General features: G+C 33.1%; 16 protein-coding genes. 8 read left to right on the forward strand and 8 right to left on the reverse strand.

All coding sequences use genetic code 11. The annotated features are described in order from the left end of the window. Positions 1-30 precede the first annotated feature (30 nt). The 6 genes from BT107_RS08630 to BT107_RS08655 all read left to right on the forward strand — a co-directional run bounded on the left by BT107_RS08630 (position 31) and on the right by BT107_RS08655 (position 5,495). Complete coding sequence (locus BT107_RS08630; protein ID WP_072303384.1) at positions 31-777, forward strand: electron transfer flavoprotein subunit beta/FixA family protein; 747 nt, start codon at positions 31-33, stop codon at positions 775-777. A gap of 2 nt (positions 778-779) precedes the next feature. After that, complete coding sequence (locus BT107_RS08635) at positions 780-1,748, forward strand: electron transfer flavoprotein subunit alpha/FixB family protein (protein WP_072303385.1); 969 nt, start codon at positions 780-782, stop codon at positions 1,746-1,748. 91 nt (positions 1,749-1,839) lie between these two features. After that, positions 1,840-2,472, forward strand: coding sequence for a bifunctional nuclease family protein (locus BT107_RS08640; RefSeq protein ID WP_072303386.1), 633 nt, complete (start codon positions 1,840-1,842; stop codon positions 2,470-2,472). Between the two features lie 21 nt (positions 2,473-2,493). Beyond that, complete coding sequence (locus tag BT107_RS08645) at positions 2,494-3,987, forward strand: NupC/NupG family nucleoside CNT transporter (protein ID WP_072303387.1); 1,494 nt, start codon at positions 2,494-2,496, stop codon at positions 3,985-3,987. Positions 3,988-4,155: 168 nt separating this feature from the next. Further along, complete coding sequence (locus BT107_RS08650) at positions 4,156-4,980, forward strand: thymidylate synthase (RefSeq protein ID WP_072303388.1); 825 nt, start codon at positions 4,156-4,158, stop codon at positions 4,978-4,980. Positions 4,981-4,997: 17 nt separating this feature from the next. Then, positions 4,998-5,495: a dihydrofolate reductase gene (locus BT107_RS08655; RefSeq protein WP_072303389.1), complete on the forward strand. Its 498-nt coding sequence runs from the start codon at positions 4,998-5,000 to the stop codon at positions 5,493-5,495. A 7-nt stretch (positions 5,496-5,502) separates the two neighbouring features. Here the strand turns inward: BT107_RS08655 and murI are convergent, their stop codons facing one another. The 8 genes from murI to BT107_RS08695 form a co-directional block, all read right to left on the reverse strand. Continuing rightward, a complete protein-coding gene (gene murI / locus BT107_RS08660) occupies positions 5,503-6,294 on the reverse strand; it encodes a glutamate racemase (protein ID WP_072303390.1) in 792 nt (263 codons plus the stop codon). Between the two features lie 95 nt (positions 6,295-6,389). Then, positions 6,390-6,899 carry an OmpH/Skp family outer membrane protein gene (locus BT107_RS08665; RefSeq protein ID WP_072303391.1) on the reverse strand — a complete coding sequence of 170 codons (510 nt, stop codon included), beginning with the start codon at positions 6,897-6,899 and terminating at the stop codon, positions 6,390-6,392. 57 nt (positions 6,900-6,956) lie between these two features. Next, the gene (locus BT107_RS08670; RefSeq protein ID WP_072303392.1) at positions 6,957-7,742 is read right to left on the reverse strand and encodes an OmpH/Skp family outer membrane protein; all 786 of its coding nucleotides are present in this window, start codon (positions 7,740-7,742) and stop codon (positions 6,957-6,959) included. A 101-nt stretch (positions 7,743-7,843) separates the two neighbouring features. Further along, positions 7,844-10,465: a BamA/OMP85 family outer membrane protein gene (locus BT107_RS08675; RefSeq protein ID WP_072303393.1), complete on the reverse strand. Its 2,622-nt coding sequence runs from the start codon at positions 10,463-10,465 to the stop codon at positions 7,844-7,846. After that, complete coding sequence (locus BT107_RS08680; RefSeq protein WP_072303394.1) at positions 10,437-11,177, reverse strand: undecaprenyl pyrophosphate synthase; 741 nt, start codon at positions 11,175-11,177, stop codon at positions 10,437-10,439. Before BT107_RS08680 ends, BT107_RS08675 begins: the two co-directional genes overlap by 29 nt. A 9-nt stretch (positions 11,178-11,186) precedes the next feature. Then, positions 11,187-11,882 (reverse strand): type IX secretion system protein PorG, encoded by a 696-nt coding sequence (porG, locus tag BT107_RS08685; RefSeq protein ID WP_072303395.1) that lies wholly within the window; start codon positions 11,880-11,882, stop codon positions 11,187-11,189. Positions 11,883-11,999: 117 nt separating this feature from the next. Then, on the reverse strand, positions 12,000-12,881 hold the full coding sequence (locus BT107_RS08690) for an NAD kinase (protein ID WP_072303396.1): 882 nt from the start codon (positions 12,879-12,881) through the stop codon (positions 12,000-12,002). Then, entirely contained in the window at positions 12,878-13,534 is a 657-nt protein-coding gene (locus BT107_RS08695) for a CBS domain-containing protein (protein ID WP_072303397.1), read from the reverse strand. The genes BT107_RS08690 and BT107_RS08695 overlap by 4 nt, the downstream gene beginning before the upstream one ends. Before the next feature lie 146 nt (positions 13,535-13,680). Here BT107_RS08695 and BT107_RS08700 point away from each other — a divergent pair, with 146 nt between their 5' ends. Beyond that, complete coding sequence (locus tag BT107_RS08700) at positions 13,681-14,394, forward strand: pyridoxine 5'-phosphate synthase (protein WP_072303398.1); 714 nt, start codon at positions 13,681-13,683, stop codon at positions 14,392-14,394. Then, positions 14,394-15,164, forward strand: coding sequence for an alpha/beta fold hydrolase (locus tag BT107_RS08705; protein ID WP_072303399.1), 771 nt, complete (start codon positions 14,394-14,396; stop codon positions 15,162-15,164). Before BT107_RS08700 ends, BT107_RS08705 begins: the two co-directional genes overlap by 1 nt. The last annotated feature ends 5 nt before the right edge of the window (positions 15,165-15,169 follow it).

A 15,169-nucleotide genomic window follows, 5' to 3' on the forward strand; every position in this document is an offset into this window, starting at 1 on the left:
TAGCGAAGTTATTATAAAAATGATAAAAAGATGAAAATATTAGTCTGCATAAGTAACGTACCAGACACTACTTCTAAAATTAACTTTACAGAAGGAGATACTAAGTTTGATACAAACGGTGTACAATTTGTAATTAACCCAAATGATGAGTTTGGACTTACAAGAGCAATGTGGTTTAAAGAAAAACAAGGAGCAACTGTACACGTTGTTAATGTTGGCGGAGCAACAACAGAGCCTACAATAAGAAAAGCATTAGCAATTGGTGCTGATGAAGCTATACGTGTTAATGCAGAACCAACAGATGGTTTCTTTGTTGCTCAGCAATTAGCAGAGGTTATTAAAAATGGTGCTTACGATCTAGTTGTTGCTGGTCGTGAATCTATAGATTACAATGGTGGTATGGTTCCTGGAATGATAGCTACCTTATTAGATATGAATTTTGTAAACACTTGTACAAGTTTAGAGATTGATGGCGATACTGTTACTGCTACTAGAGAAATTGATGGCGGTAAAGAAAAAATTAGCACATCATTACCTTTAGTTATAGGTGGACAAAAAGGTCTAGTTGAAGAAAGCGATTTAAGAATACCAAATATGAGAGGTATTATGATGGCTCGTAAAAAAGCATTAACTGTTATAGAACCAACAGATGCTACTGCAGCTACTACAGATGTTAGTTTTGACAAGCCTGCCGCAAAAGGCGCTGTTAAACTGGTAGACGCAGATAATATAGACGAGTTAATTAACTTATTACATAACGAAGCAAAAGCAATCTAATTATGTCAGTTTTAGTATATACAGAATCGGAAAACGGAAAATTTAAAAAGAGTGCTTTTGAAGTAGCTTCTTATGCTTACGCTGTAGCACAACAATTAGGAACAACAGTTACTGCTATCTCATTTAATGCAGACAGTAATAACGCTTTAGGCAACTACGGTGTTACTAAAGTATTAAATGTTAGCAACGATAATCTTAAAACCTTTAACGCTAAAGCTTTTGCACACGCAATTACTGAAGCAGCAGATAAAGAAGGATCTAAAGTTGTTGTAATTGGCTCTAGCACAGATAGTAAATATTTAGCACCAATAGTAGCAGCAAAATTAAAAGCTGGCTACGCGCCTAATGTAGTTACTGCTCCAGATAGCACATCTCCTTTTAAAGTAAAAAGAACAGTTTTTAGCAACAAAGGTTTTGCACACACAACTATTAGCACAGATGTTAAAGTTATTGGTGTATCTAACAATTCTTTTGGCGCTATAGAAAATAATACAACTGCAACAGCAGAAGATTTTTCTCCAACATTATCAGACGCAGATTTCTCTACTAAATCTATAGAAGTAGACAAAGTTGTAGGCAAAGCTACTATTGCAGATGCAGACGTAGTTGTATCTGGAGGTAGAGGATTAAAAGGTCCTGAAAACTGGGGAATGATAGAAGAATTAGCAGACGTACTTGGTGCTGCAACAGCTTGCTCTAAACCAGTTTCAGATTTAGGATGGAGACCTCATAGTGAGCACGTAGGCCAAACAGGAAAGCCAGTAGCAAGTAATTTATACATTGCAATTGGTATTTCTGGAGCTATACAACACTTAGCAGGTATTAGCGCTTCTAAAGTAAAAGTTGTTATAAATACAGACCCAGAAGCTCCTTTCTTTAAGGCTGCAGATTACGGTATTGTAGGCGATGCTTTTGAAGTAGTTCCTAAGCTAATAGAAAAATTAAAAGAATTTAAAGCTCAAAACGCTTAATTTTTTATAAATTGTGCCCATACTAAAGGGCTGTTTAAATACAAGGAAACCCCTTTTATTTAAACAGCCCTTAGTAATTTTAAATGTTTATATGAGTTTAGTACGACTAAAAATAAAAGGAATATCTTATAGCCAAACGCAAAATGGCGCATATGCCCTTATATTAAATGAAGTAGATGGCGATAGAAAACTACCTATAGTAATTGGTGCTTTTGAGGCACAATCTATAGCGATTGCCCTAGAAAAAGAAATTAAACCTCCAAGACCTCTAACACACGATCTTTTTAAGAATTTTTCAGATAGATTTGCCATTGTTATCAAACAGGTAATTATACACAAATTAGTAGATGGCGTATTCTACTCTAGTATTATTTGCGAAAGAGATATGGTCGAAGAAATTATAGACGCTAGAACTAGTGATGCAATTGCATTAGCACTTCGTTTTGATGCACCTATATTTACATACAAAACTATACTAGACAAGGCGGGTATTTTCTTAAAGTTCTCTTCCAAAGAAGAAGATGAAGATCCTGATAAAGATGATAGTATTATGGTTGATGAAATTCTACAAGAAGGTGAAACTGTAGAAATAGAATCTAATCCTTCTGATGCATACAGAGAGTTAACTATTAACGAACTGCACGAAGAATTAAATAAAGCTGTTGCTAATGAAGACTATGAGAAAGCAGCTAAACTTAGAGATGAAATCTCGAAAAGAAAATAACCAATTTACACACAACTTATTATGAAAAAAAGTTACTGGATTTTCCTTATTACTTTTTTTGTTATATTTCCGTCTATAGCACAAGATTCTATTCCTGTACAAGTAGTTGCACAAACTATAGAAACTACTACAACTAACGATACTATAACTCCAATTATAGAAAACCAAGGTTTTTCTATAAACAGCCTTTTACGTGGTCTTTTAGGAATGGCCGTTTTAATATTAATAGCTTTTTTATTTAGTGCTAACCGTAAAGCCATAAACTGGAAAACAGTTGGTATTGGACTAGGATTACAGCTAATTATAGCTATTGGCGTATTAAAAATTGAATTTATCGCTATTGTTTTTGATAGTGTAGGTAAAGTTTTTGTTAGCATACTTGATTTTACCACCAAGGGAAGTAAATTTTTATTTGAAGGCCTAGTAACAGACATGGATAAATTTGGATTCATTTTTGCTTTCCAAGTACTACCAACAATTATCTTTTTCTCTGCCTTAACATCTGTATTGTTTTACTTAGGTATAATACAAAAAGTTGTAAAAGCACTTGCTTGGTTACTATCAAAAAGCCTTGGCATATCTGGAGCAGAAAGTTTATCTGTTGCAGGTAACATATTTTTAGGTCAGACTGAAGCACCTCTACTTATTAAGGCCTACTTAGAAAAAATGAATAAGTCTGAAATTCTATTAGTAATGGTTGGCGGTATGGCTACGGTAGCTGGTGCTGTTTTAGCTGCTTACATTGGATTCTTAGGAGGAAATGACCCAGTACTAAGACTTGAATTTGCAAAACATCTATTAGCCGCATCAGTAATGGCTGCTCCTGGTGCTATTGTAATTTCTAAAATCTTATACCCACAAACTGAAAAAGTTGACACAGATGTACACGTTTCTCAAGACAAAATAGGTGCTAACATTTTAGATGCCATTGCAAACGGAACAACTGAAGGTTTAAAGCTAGCCGTAAATGTTGGCGCTATGCTTTTAGTGTTTGTTGCGCTTATAGCAATGATCAATGGCATTTTAGGCGGCGCAGCAAGTTTTGATGGCATTACAATTAAATCTTTAGACATCTCTTGGCACTTTACATCACTTAACGCAATAATTGACGCTAACCATTCACAATACGATGGCTTATCATTAGAATTTATTCTAGGTTACACTTTTGCTCCATTAATGTGGCTAATTGGCGTTGCCAAAGAAGACATTATGCTTATGGGACAATTGTTAGGTGTAAAATTAGCCGCAAGTGAATTTATTGGATACAAACAATTAGCAGAACTTAAAAATGTTGTTGCTAACCCTCACTTTACATACAACAAGTCTATTTTAATGGCTACCTACATGCTTTGTGGCTTTGCCAACTTTGCTTCAATTGGCATACAAATAGGTGGTATTGGCTCTTTAGCTCCTAGCCAAAGAAAAACACTATCAGAACTTGGACTTAAAGCTGTTTTAGGCGGTTCTATAGCCTCGTTACTTTCTGCTACTATTGCAGGGATGATACTAGGGTAAATCAAGCTAAAAACAATACAAACTCACAACTAGTTAATAAGTTTTGAATAGATGACATACTCATTATTCAAAACTTATTTTACTATTACTTATTATTTAATTACTTATTTTTACATAAGACTAAACAATTTCTGTTTGCTTTAAACAGAAGAAAGATGCTGCTTTAAAATGAAACAATATCACGACTTACTTAATCACGTACTAGAAACTGGAAATCAAAAAGGCGACCGTACAGGAACAGGAACAATTAGCGTTTTTGGACACCAAATGCGATTTGACCTTAGTGAAGGCTTCCCTATGGTTACCACAAAAAAACTACATTTAAAATCTATTATACACGAACTTCTTTGGTTTTTAAAGGGCGATACAAACATTGCTTATTTACAAGAAAACGGAGTACGTATTTGGAACGAATGGGCAGATGAAAACGGAGATTTAGGTCCTGTTTACGGCCATCAATGGCGTAACTGGAATAGTGAAGATATAGATCAGATTAAAGAAGTTATAGAAACACTAAAGAACAATCCTAATAGTAGAAGAATGATGGTTACCGCTTGGAACCCTAGCGTATTACCAGACACTTCTGTTTCATTTTCAGAAAACGTAGCAAACGGAAAAGCAGCACTTCCTCCTTGTCACGCCTTTTTTCAATTCTATGTAGCAGATGGTAAATTATCTTGTCAGCTATACCAAAGAAGTGCAGATATATTTTTAGGAGTACCTTTTAACATAGCTTCTTATGCTTTGTTTACAATGATGATGGCGCAAGTTTGTGGTTATGAAGCTGGTGATTTTATTCATACATTTGGAGACGCTCACATTTACAACAACCACTTAGAACAAGTAGAATTACAACTAAGTAGAGAAGCTAGACCTCTACCTAAAATGATTATCAACCCAGATGTTAAAAATATTTTTGACTTTACATTTGATGACTTTTCATTAGAAGACTACAATCCACACCCACATATTAAAGGCAAAGTAGCCATATAATCTCTAAACAATAAAAGGTGCAAAAAATAGTAGCTATAGCAGCAGCAGCAGAAAACAATGCATTAGGCAAAGACAATGATTTACTTTGGCATTTACCAGATGATTTTAAACGTTTTAAAAAGCTAACTACTGGTCATCCTATAATTATGGGAAGAAAAACGTTTGAAAGCTTCCCTAAACCTTTACCAAACAGAAAACACATTGTAATTACCAGAGATAAAGATTACACAATAGCTTTTGACAATTGTGTTGTTGTACATTCTCTAGAATCTGCTTTAGAACTAACAAAAAAAGAAGATTTAGCCTATATTATTGGTGGTGGAGAAATTTACAAGCTTGCTCTAGAATACACACACATAATAGAACTTACTAGAGTACACGCTGAGTTTGATGCTGATACATATTTTCCCGAACTAAACAAAGAGAACTGGGAGGTTATACTTGAGGAATATCACCCAAAGGATGATAAACACAAATTAGATTTTACATACATTACATATGTACGTAAATGCTAAATAAATTTTAAAAATCCAGATAATTAACATATAGCTTACCATCTACATCCTTTAAAAAAGACTCTAGAATTACAACATCTGCATTTGTATAAAATTGATGTGTTGGCTTTAAATTTTTAGTTGACAAAATAACATCTTTTACAAGAACTGCTTTTGTTTGCTTTGCAACAGCTTCTCCAGAATCTATAATATTTATATGTGCAGGAAGCAACTCTTTAAGTACAGGAATTAAATATGGGTAATGCGTGCAACCTAAAACCAAATAATCTATATTTTGTTTTAACATAGGCGTTAATAAAGAAACTAACAACTCTTTTATTTCTTTTGACGATGCTTTCCCTGCCTCAATCAAAGGAACAAGCCCCACACCTTCTCTCTCAATTATTTTAATGCCCTCTGCGTGGTTTTTAACTGTACTATGGAACAAACTACTAGACAACGTACCTTTTGTTGCTAAAACACCTACTGTTTTAGAATTAGATTGCAATACAGCAGGCTTTATTGCTGGTTCTATACCAATGAAAGAAACATTTTTATATGTAGCTCTTAAATATTCAATGGCGTTTGTTGTAGCCGTATTACAAGCCACTACAATAAGCTTGCAATTGTATTGTAATAACAACTCTGTATTCTTAATACTTAATTGTAAAATATCCTCTGCAGACTTATCACCATAAGGAGCATTAGCACTATCTGCTAAATAAATTGTATTCTCTAAAGGAAGTAACTTATGTATTTCTTTCCAAATAGATGTACCACCAACTCCAGAGTCAAAAATTCCAATAGGATTACTATGCATTTTGCATTTTTAAATTAAAACTTAAATATACTGCAAAGAAACAAAAAAGGCTATGCAAATTGCATAGCCTTTTTATATAATAAAATTTTAGTTTCTTAGAACTTTAATTCCTTTTTTACGTCAGCTAAAAGGTCTTTTCCTTTTGCTACTAAAACACCTGCTCCAGGGCTAGCATCCATAACATAATCAAATCCTTGAGTAGCTGCTACTTTCTCAATAGCTTTCATTGCAGACTCTTGTATTGGAGCTAACAATTCTTGTTGCTTTTTTTGCAATTCTTGTTGTGCAGCTTGTTGTGCAGTCTGAATTGTCTTTTGGTATGTCATTATCTCTTGCTCTCTTTTTGCATTTTCTTCCGCAGTTTTAGAAGGAGCTTCATTTTGATACTGTGTAGCCTTATTTCTAGCTTCCGTCATACTTGCTTGTATATCTGCACCTAGAGTTTCGTTCAACTTCTTTAATTCTGCATCTGCTTGCTTCATTGCAGGCATCTCTTGTAATAATTGTTGAACATTAATGTGAGCAACTTTTGCCTGTGCGTTTACAAATGCCGTTGTAGCTACAAATAATACTAATGCTACTGCTATTTTCTTTAAGTGTTTCATAATAGTAATTGAATGTTAATTTTAAGTATTTAGTTAATTTTAGTGTATAGACTCTTTCTAATTATCGTCCTTTTCCTCTTTGGTCTTTTTCTGTTTAGCTGCCTTTTCTTCTAATAATTTTTTTCTACGAGCTTCATAAGCTTTTTTACGTTCTTCTCTTAACTTTAATTGTTCTGCTCTTTTTTCTTCTGCACTTTTAGCTCTTTGGGCATCTGCCTCCTTAGCTTGCTCTTGCCTAACTCTTAATGCTTCTGTAATTGGCTTATCCTCTTCTTCATCTTCAAACCTACTTCTTGCATTCTTCTTAGGAGCACTTACTTTTCTAGTTCTAGAAATAGCCCTAAGAACCAATTCACTTATATCATTTCGTTTTTCTGCGTACAACATTACAACATCTGCAGATTTATCAAAAATAAAATCGTAATTTTTATTCTTTCCAATTTGCTGCACCTCGTTAAAAACTTGGTCTTGTATAGGCTGTACCAATCTAAGTTTTTGCATAACCAAGTCTCCTTGTGGTCCAAACCTATCTTGTTGGTATTGTAACATTTCTTTTTCAAGTAATGCTATATCTTCCTCGCGCTCTTCTATTAACTCGTTAGTTAATAAAACTTTTTCGGCAAGTAAAGCTTGTCGCATTTCACTTATCTCTTTCTTTTCACCTTCAATTTCTAGTTTCCATTTCTCAACTTTACTAGCCAGTTGTTCGTTAGCATCTCTGTATTCTTCTACATTCTCAAGAATGTATTCCATATCTACATAGGCGATCCTAACACCTCTTTGGGCAAAAATACTAGTTGACAGTAGCAACGTAGTTAAAATTAAAAGAACTTTTGTTTTCATTTTGTTTATTGTTTTAATACATAGAAAATATCGTGCCAAAAATACTAACAAGCTAAAAATAAGCACATTAACATATGGTGAATTGAAAATATTCTCTGTAATTAAAACTGCTGACCAATGATGAAGTGCGTTTGCCATCCACTTGGTTCAGTAGAGGTTGGTAAGTTATCCTTATCAAACCCATAACCAAAGTCAATTCCCAATAAACCAAAAGCTGGCATAAATATGCGCAACCCTACTCCGGCCGATCGTTTTATCTCAAACGGATTAAATTCATTAAAATTGCTAAAAGAGTTACCTCCTTCTAAAAATCCTAGTGCATATATAGATGCAGAAGGTTTTAATGTTATAGGATATCTAAGCTCCATAGAGAACTTATTATACACAACACCACCTTCTTGCTCGTTTGTACTTGCAATAACTGGCGTTAAAGATTGGTTTTCATAACCTCTTAATTGTATTGTTTCTCTACCATCTAAAGTAAAGTTTCCTAAACCATCTCCACCTACAAAATAACGCTCAAAAGGCACATCACCAATATCATTATTATAGCTACCTAAGAAACCAAATTCTGCATTAGAACGTAAAACCAAATCTCCAGTAAGTGTTGTATACCAATCCCCCTTAAAACTAGCTTTATAAAATTCTAACCATTTAAATCTATCTTCTTCAATTTCTTCTAAACGTGTTTGCTCGTAAGCAGTTAACGCTCTAGTTGTACGAGCATCTTGTATTTCATCACTTTCAGCCTTTAAACCTTTATAGTCTTTATTAGAAAACAAAGAGTAAGGAGGAGTTGCTTTTAACTTCAATTGAAAACTAGATCCACCACGTGGAAATATTTTACCACCAGCTAAAGATTCTCTAGACAAACCAAATGTATAAGAAAATGAATTTGCCGAACCATTACCAAAGTTAAATAAGCCAATGTTATAATCTTTAAAATCGTATAACTGATATGCTAAAGAGTGAGATGCAACAAAGAAATCATCTGGCCACTTTAATCTTTTTGCTAAACCTACAGAAATACTAGAAATAGAAAACTGTCTATCCTTATCTACTTCTCTTTCTTGATAATCGTAAGAAAACTGTTGTGTTCTAGATAATGACATATTAAACTGCACTGGTTTTTTTCCTCCTAACCAAGGCTCAGAGAAATTTAAACTATACACTCTATATGTTCTACTTGCTTGTAATCTAATAGCAAATGTTTGCCCGTCTCCCATAGGAACCGGAGTATATGCCTCTTTATTAAAAATATTTTTTAAAGAAAAGTTACTAAAAGACAAACCTAATGTACCAATAAAGCCACCACCACCGTAGCCACCTTGTAATTCTATTTGGCTAGAACCTGCTTCTAATACACCATAGTTAATATCTACAGTACCTGTATCTGGATTAGGGTTAAGTACATCTGGCTTAATGCTTTCTGCATCAAAATAACCTAGAGCACCTAATTCTCTAATACTTCTAATAATATTTGCTTTGTTATATTTTTGACCTGGACGTGTTCTTAGTTCTCTAAATATTACGTGGTCATTTGTTTTATCATTACCAGTAACAGTTACGTGATCTAAAAAGGTTTCTTTACCTTCTATAATTCTTATTTCAAAATTAATAGTATCATTCTCAGCAGAAATTTCTACAGGGTTAATACTAGAAAACATATAACCGTTGTTTTGATACAGACTACTTAAATCGTCTGGATCTGGCTTTGTATTATCTGCAATTCTCTTCTTTAATAACACACCATTATATGTACTACCTTTTTTTATACCTAAAGCTCTTTCTAAAAATCTGTCTGGATACACTGTATTACCAACAAAATCTATATCACCAAAGTAATACTTTTTACCTTCTTCTACTTTTATGTTAATTGCTATGTTATTATCATTAACATTAGTAATAGTATCTGCGACAACTCTTGCATCTCTATAGCCGCTTTCTGCATACTTTTCTACTAAAGAAGTTAAATCTGTTTTATAATCTTCTTCTATATATTTAGATTTTTTCCAGAAACGGTAAAATTTCTTCTTTTTAGTTTTCTTTAATGATTTCTGTAACTTTTTTGCTCCTAAAGCATCGTTACCATCAAAAGTAATATCACTAATTTTTACTTTTTCACCTTTCTTAATATTGATAACCATTTTTCTGGCATTGCTTTCAGTTGTATCTGTAGCAGTAGCAATATTAACCTTGGTATTTAAGTACCCTTGTTTCTTATACTTATTTTTTAAGTAGTTCTCTGTATTATTAATAAGACTCTGGGTAATTTTTTTTCCTTTTTTAAGATCTGTGTCTTCTATAATATCTGCTACTTTACGTTTTTTAACTCCGTAAACTGTAACATCTGTTAAAGTAGGACGCTCAACAATATTAAGTTCTAAAAAAACCTCTTCTCCTTTAATGTCTGTTATATAAAAATTAATATCACTAAAAAGTTCTAGACCCCATAGCTTATTAATAACAGCACTAATTTCTTCTCCAGGAAGCGTTAATGGTTGACCAACACGTAAGCCTGTAAAAGTTTTTACAGTTTGCTCATTATAGCTTTGTACGCCGGTAATTTTGATACCACCCAATATATACTTTTTACCATCTTCATAAGATGTCTCTTGCGCAAAAGCGACTAAGTTTGTAAAAAGAAAAAGGATTGTGATAATAGAACCAAAAGTAATGGTTCTCTTGGTTGTGTTAGTTGAGTTGTTCGCTAGTTTTTCCAAATCTTCGTTCTCTGTTCTGATAATTTTTAATTGCGTCTACTAAATGATGTTCTTTAAAGTCTGGCCAAAGTACATCTGTAAAGTACAGCTCTGCATACGCTATTTGCCATAATAAAAAATTACTTATACGGTGTTCGCCGCTTGTTCTAATAAGTAAATCTACGTCCGGTAAATTTTGCGTGTAAAGATGGTTATTAATAATGATTTCATCAATATTTTCAGGAGAAATTATATTATTTTTAACTTTGATGCTAATTTCTTGAACAGCTCTTTTTATCTCATCTCTAGAACCATAGCTTAACGCCAATGTTAGTGTCATACCAGTGTTTTCGGCTGTTTTAGAGATAACATTCTTTAGTTCGTCGCCTACCTTAGAAGGCATCAAATCTAAATTACCAATAGCATTGAGTTTTATGTTGTTTTTGTTAAGAGTTTTAACTTCTTTCTTTAAAGAAGACACTAAAATACGCATTAACGTATCTACCTCTAACTTAGGTCTGTTCCAATTTTCTGTAGAAAAAGTATATAATGTTAAGTAACCTACACCAATTTTTGCGCAACTTTCTACTACTCTACGCACAGTTTTTACTCCATTTTCATGACCAAATATGCGCAATTTGCCTTTTTGCTTTGCCCATCTACCATTACCATCCATAATAATAGCTAAATGCGCAGGTATATTTTCTTTATTTAAATCTTCTATAGTATCCATAAGTATAATTTACTCAAAACAATCTGAGCACGGTTTTCTACCAAAGGTGTAAGTTAACGTAAAACCAGAAAACACATACCAATCATCACTAAAAATATTTCCAAACTTAGGATCTATAAGGGTTGCAACGTTTGCTTTCTCTGGATTACTAGCGTCTAAATTGTCTGTAAACGTATATCTAGCACCTATTTCGGCGCCTAAGATAAAGAATTGATTTAATCTATACTTAACACCAACAGTCATTGGGATAGCAAAATCTCCTTCTCGCTGGTCTAAATCTTGCAAAAAACCAACTTCAAAATAATTGTAATCGTATCTAAAATAAGTTACACCTGTATATAAATAAGGTGTAAAAGCAGGTCCTAACTTATGTAAATTATACTCCACAAAATTAACTTCTAAACCAGCTGAAAATTCGGTAACAGTATTCTCCATCTTCAGTTGTCTTTTTTGCCTAGAAGCCAACCCCGATTTTAAATCATCTGCAACAAATTTACCGTGCAGTATGCTTGCTCGCCAAGCATAACGCTTGCTTTTATTCCATTTAAAAATTCCGCCATAAGCAAAACCAGTCGGATTTATATAATTTGTACTACCAACGTCTCCTATATTATTTAAACCACCTGCAAGTACACCAACCTCATAGGTTTGCGCACTAGTGACTCCAAAAAAGAAAAGTGATAGAATAGCAATAAATATTCTCATAAATTCTAAAAGTTTGCAAATATAACAATATTAGATTTTTTCCAAAACTAAATTGCCACACCTCTGTTCTCCCTTTGAATAACAGTTTTATAACTTATTTATTGTTTTAAAAAACAATTAATTACGCTTGTCTTCTCCCCACAATAATTTATTGCGCAGCGTTTTTAAAAAGCTCTCTGACGTGTACTCTATCATTTTTATGGTAAAGTCCGCTTTTTTAACCGTTATTTCTGTTCCGTTTTCTAGAGTTACAATTCTAGAATCTAAAGAAAGTAAATGATTTTTTTCTCTACCAGAAACTTTTAATTTAACCACAGTGTTATCTGAAATAACCAAAGGTCTTGCATTTAAATTGTGTGGCGCTATTGGTGTTATAACCAAAGATTTTGCCGTTGGTGTTATTACTGGACCTCCACAACTTAAAGAATACCCTGTAGAACCTGTTGGTGTAGACACAATTAAACCATCTGCCCAGTAGGAATTTAAATACTCATCATTTAAAGTAGTTTCTACAGTAATCATAGAGGTTGTATCTTTTCTACTTACCGTAACCTCATTTAAAGCAAAATTAATAGAGTCAAATTCTGGTATAACCACATTAGAACTTACCGCAACCAAACTCCTATCTACCACAGTATATGCTTTAGCAACAAATTCCTGAATTACTTTTCTAACATCTTCTTTTTTAAAGGTCGATAGAAACCCTAAACGTCCAGTATTTACACCAACAATAGGTATTCCTAAATCTTTAACAAAAGTAATTGCTCGTAAAATAGTACCATCGCCACCAAAACTAACAAACATATCAAAAGAAGCATCTAAACCTGTAGACTCTGTAAAGGTTAAAAAATTATTAATCTTTTCTGATTTCACTACAAAATCATAAAAACCTTTTTCAAAAAAAACAGCAGCATTATGCTGTTCTAACTCATCTAAAAGTTCTAGCACGTAGTCTGTGGCATCGTCATTATAAGTTTGTCCGTATATGGCAACTTTCATACGTTTAAGTATTTATCCAAGTAGTTAGAACGATCTTTTAAATCTTCCAAAAAAAGATCATCGTCATTACCGTACAATATAGTATAGTTATAACGCCTAAAAGACTGTGTAATTTCGTTTAAATTAGCCGAAGTAATTTTCAATGTTATTTGGGCAACATCATTTTCAATCTCTGTAATAAATGCACCATATAATTTAGCATTATTACTTTCTACAATCTGTGCAATTTCGCTAAAAGAATAATCAGACAACCCTTTTGCTACAACTAAAATTCCGCCTGGTTCTGTAAAAAAAGGAGTTCCTATAAAAAGACTTACAATATCAGTTAAGTCATAATACCCAAAAAAAGTCTCATCCTTATCTAAAACAGGCAATATATTGGCATCATTTTTAGAAAAAACTTCTAGAACATCTAACCAAGACGTATCAGAGTCAACAAAAAACATTTCTAGATTGTATTTGTACGCTTCAACTTTCTTGCCTTTTTCAAAAGTTTCAAAATCGTTTTCAGAAATCATTCCTAACAATTTACCATCTTCTACCACTGCAACGTGAGAAAAAGTAGACGTTTTAAAAAAACGAATTACCTTTTCCATATTGTCATCTATAGAAAAAACCGGAATTGTAGTTAATATTTGAGATTGTATCTGCATAGCTTTAATAATAACGCAAATTAATAATAATTTATTCGACCTAGCTTATAATTAACAAGGCTTTTAATAAAAATAAAAAACCTTTTCAAACTAACTGCAAAAGCTATGCCTTATTTGTATTTTTGCAGTAGTTAAAGATGATAAAAATGACAAAATTAAGCGTTAACATTAATAAAATTGCCACTTTAAGAAATTCTAGAGGCGGCAACGTGCCAAATTTATGTAAAGTAGCAACAGACATAGAGTCTTTTGGAGCAGAAGGCATCACAATACATCCAAGACCAGATGAACGCCATATTAGATACCAAGATGCGCGCGATTTAAAACAAATTGTAACCACGGAGTACAACATAGAAGGCAACCCTATTAAAAAGTTTATAGATTTAGTTTTAGAAACACAGCCAACACAAGTAACATTGGTGCCAGATGCAGTAGATGCTATTACTTCTAATGCAGGTTGGGACACTGTTAAACATAAAGATTTTTTAAAGGAAGTTATTGCAACCTTTAAAGCCAACAACATTAGAACATCAATTTTTGTAAATGCTGATTTAAAAATGATTGAAGGTGCTGCAGAAACAGGTACAGACCGCATTGAACTGTATACAGAAAGTTTTGCTGATGCCTATGCTGCTGGAGATAAAACTGGCGTAAAACCATTTACAGATGCTGCTATTTTAGCACAAAAACTAAATTTAGGCATTAATGCAGGTCACGATCTTAGCTTAGACAATATTGCATATTTTAAACAAAATGTTCCAAACCTTCTAGAGGTTTCTATTGGTCACGCCTTAATAAGCGAATCTCTATATTTAGGACTAGAGAATGTTGTAAATATGTATCTAAATAAATTAAAATAATGCCAACATTACATTCTAAAATACTAGGAGAAGGGCAGCCTTTGTTAATCTTACACGGATTTTTAGGAATGTCTGATAATTGGAAAACTTTAGGCAGCAAGTATGAAGAAGCTGGCTTACAGGTACACTTAATAGACCAAAGAAATCACGGTAAAAGTTTTCACTCGACCGAGTTTAACTATGATATTCTTGCTAAAGACATTAAAGAATATATTGCAGAACACAATTTAAGCAACTGCATTGTTCTAGGACACTCTATGGGTGGCAAAACCGCTATGCAACTTGCTTGCAGCTATCCAGAACTAGTAAGCAAATTAATAATTGCAGATATAGCACCTAAATTTTACCCACCACACCACCACGAAATAATCAACGGTCTACAGGCTTTAGATTTAGATGTAATTACCTCCAGAACAGAAGCCAGCGAAGAACTTGCTAAATATATTTCTAATGCAGGTATACGCCAATTTTTACTAAAAAATCTGTATTGGGTAGAAAAGAGAAAATTAGGTTTTAGATTTAATCTAGAAGTTTTAGCAGAACGCATGGAACAAATAGGAGAAAATATAGAAGCGTCTGCAGTTTACAACAAACCAACTCTTTTTTTAAGAGGAGATAAATCTGAGTACATATCCCCTTTAGACAATGATATTATAAAATCTCATTTTCCTAAAGCAGAGATAAAAACAATAACAAATGCAGGGCATTGGTTACACGCAGAAAATCCTAAGGAATTCTTAGAAAAATCTCTTATCTTTATAAGAAATTAACCCCT

This window comes from Cellulophaga fucicola, assembly GCF_900119145.1.
GTDB classification, from domain to species: domain Bacteria; phylum Bacteroidota; class Bacteroidia; order Flavobacteriales; family Flavobacteriaceae; genus Cellulophaga; species Cellulophaga fucicola.

What these genes read in the sequence shown, in the direction of transcription:
- BT107_RS08630 (WP_072303384.1), top strand. Translation starts at nt 31, where the DNA reads ATGAAAATATTAGTCTGCATAAGTAACGTACCAGACACTACTTCTAAA.
- BT107_RS08635 (WP_072303385.1), top strand. Translation starts at nt 780, where the DNA reads ATGTCAGTTTTAGTATATACAGAATCGGAAAACGGAAAATTTAAAAAG.
- BT107_RS08640 (WP_072303386.1), top strand. Translation starts at nt 1,840, where the DNA reads ATGAGTTTAGTACGACTAAAAATAAAAGGAATATCTTATAGCCAAACG.
- BT107_RS08645 (WP_072303387.1), top strand. Translation starts at nt 2,494, where the DNA reads ATGAAAAAAAGTTACTGGATTTTCCTTATTACTTTTTTTGTTATATTT.
- BT107_RS08650 (WP_072303388.1), top strand. Translation starts at nt 4,156, where the DNA reads ATGAAACAATATCACGACTTACTTAATCACGTACTAGAAACTGGAAAT.
- murI (WP_072303390.1), bottom strand. Translation starts at nt 6,294, where the DNA reads ATGCATAGTAATCCTATTGGAATTTTTGACTCTGGAGTTGGTGGTACA.
- BT107_RS08665 (WP_072303391.1), bottom strand. Translation starts at nt 6,899, where the DNA reads ATGAAACACTTAAAGAAAATAGCAGTAGCATTAGTATTATTTGTAGCT.
- BT107_RS08670 (WP_072303392.1), bottom strand. Translation starts at nt 7,742, where the DNA reads ATGAAAACAAAAGTTCTTTTAATTTTAACTACGTTGCTACTGTCAACT.
- BT107_RS08680 (WP_072303394.1), bottom strand. Translation starts at nt 11,177, where the DNA reads ATGGATACTATAGAAGATTTAAATAAAGAAAATATACCTGCGCATTTA.
- porG (WP_072303395.1), bottom strand. Translation starts at nt 11,882, where the DNA reads ATGAGAATATTTATTGCTATTCTATCACTTTTCTTTTTTGGAGTCACT.
- BT107_RS08690 (WP_072303396.1), bottom strand. Translation starts at nt 12,881, where the DNA reads ATGAAAGTTGCCATATACGGACAAACTTATAATGACGATGCCACAGAC.
- BT107_RS08695 (WP_072303397.1), bottom strand. Translation starts at nt 13,534, where the DNA reads ATGCAGATACAATCTCAAATATTAACTACAATTCCGGTTTTTTCTATA.
- BT107_RS08700 (WP_072303398.1), top strand. Translation starts at nt 13,681, where the DNA reads ATGACAAAATTAAGCGTTAACATTAATAAAATTGCCACTTTAAGAAAT.
- BT107_RS08705 (WP_072303399.1), top strand. Translation starts at nt 14,394, where the DNA reads ATGCCAACATTACATTCTAAAATACTAGGAGAAGGGCAGCCTTTGTTA.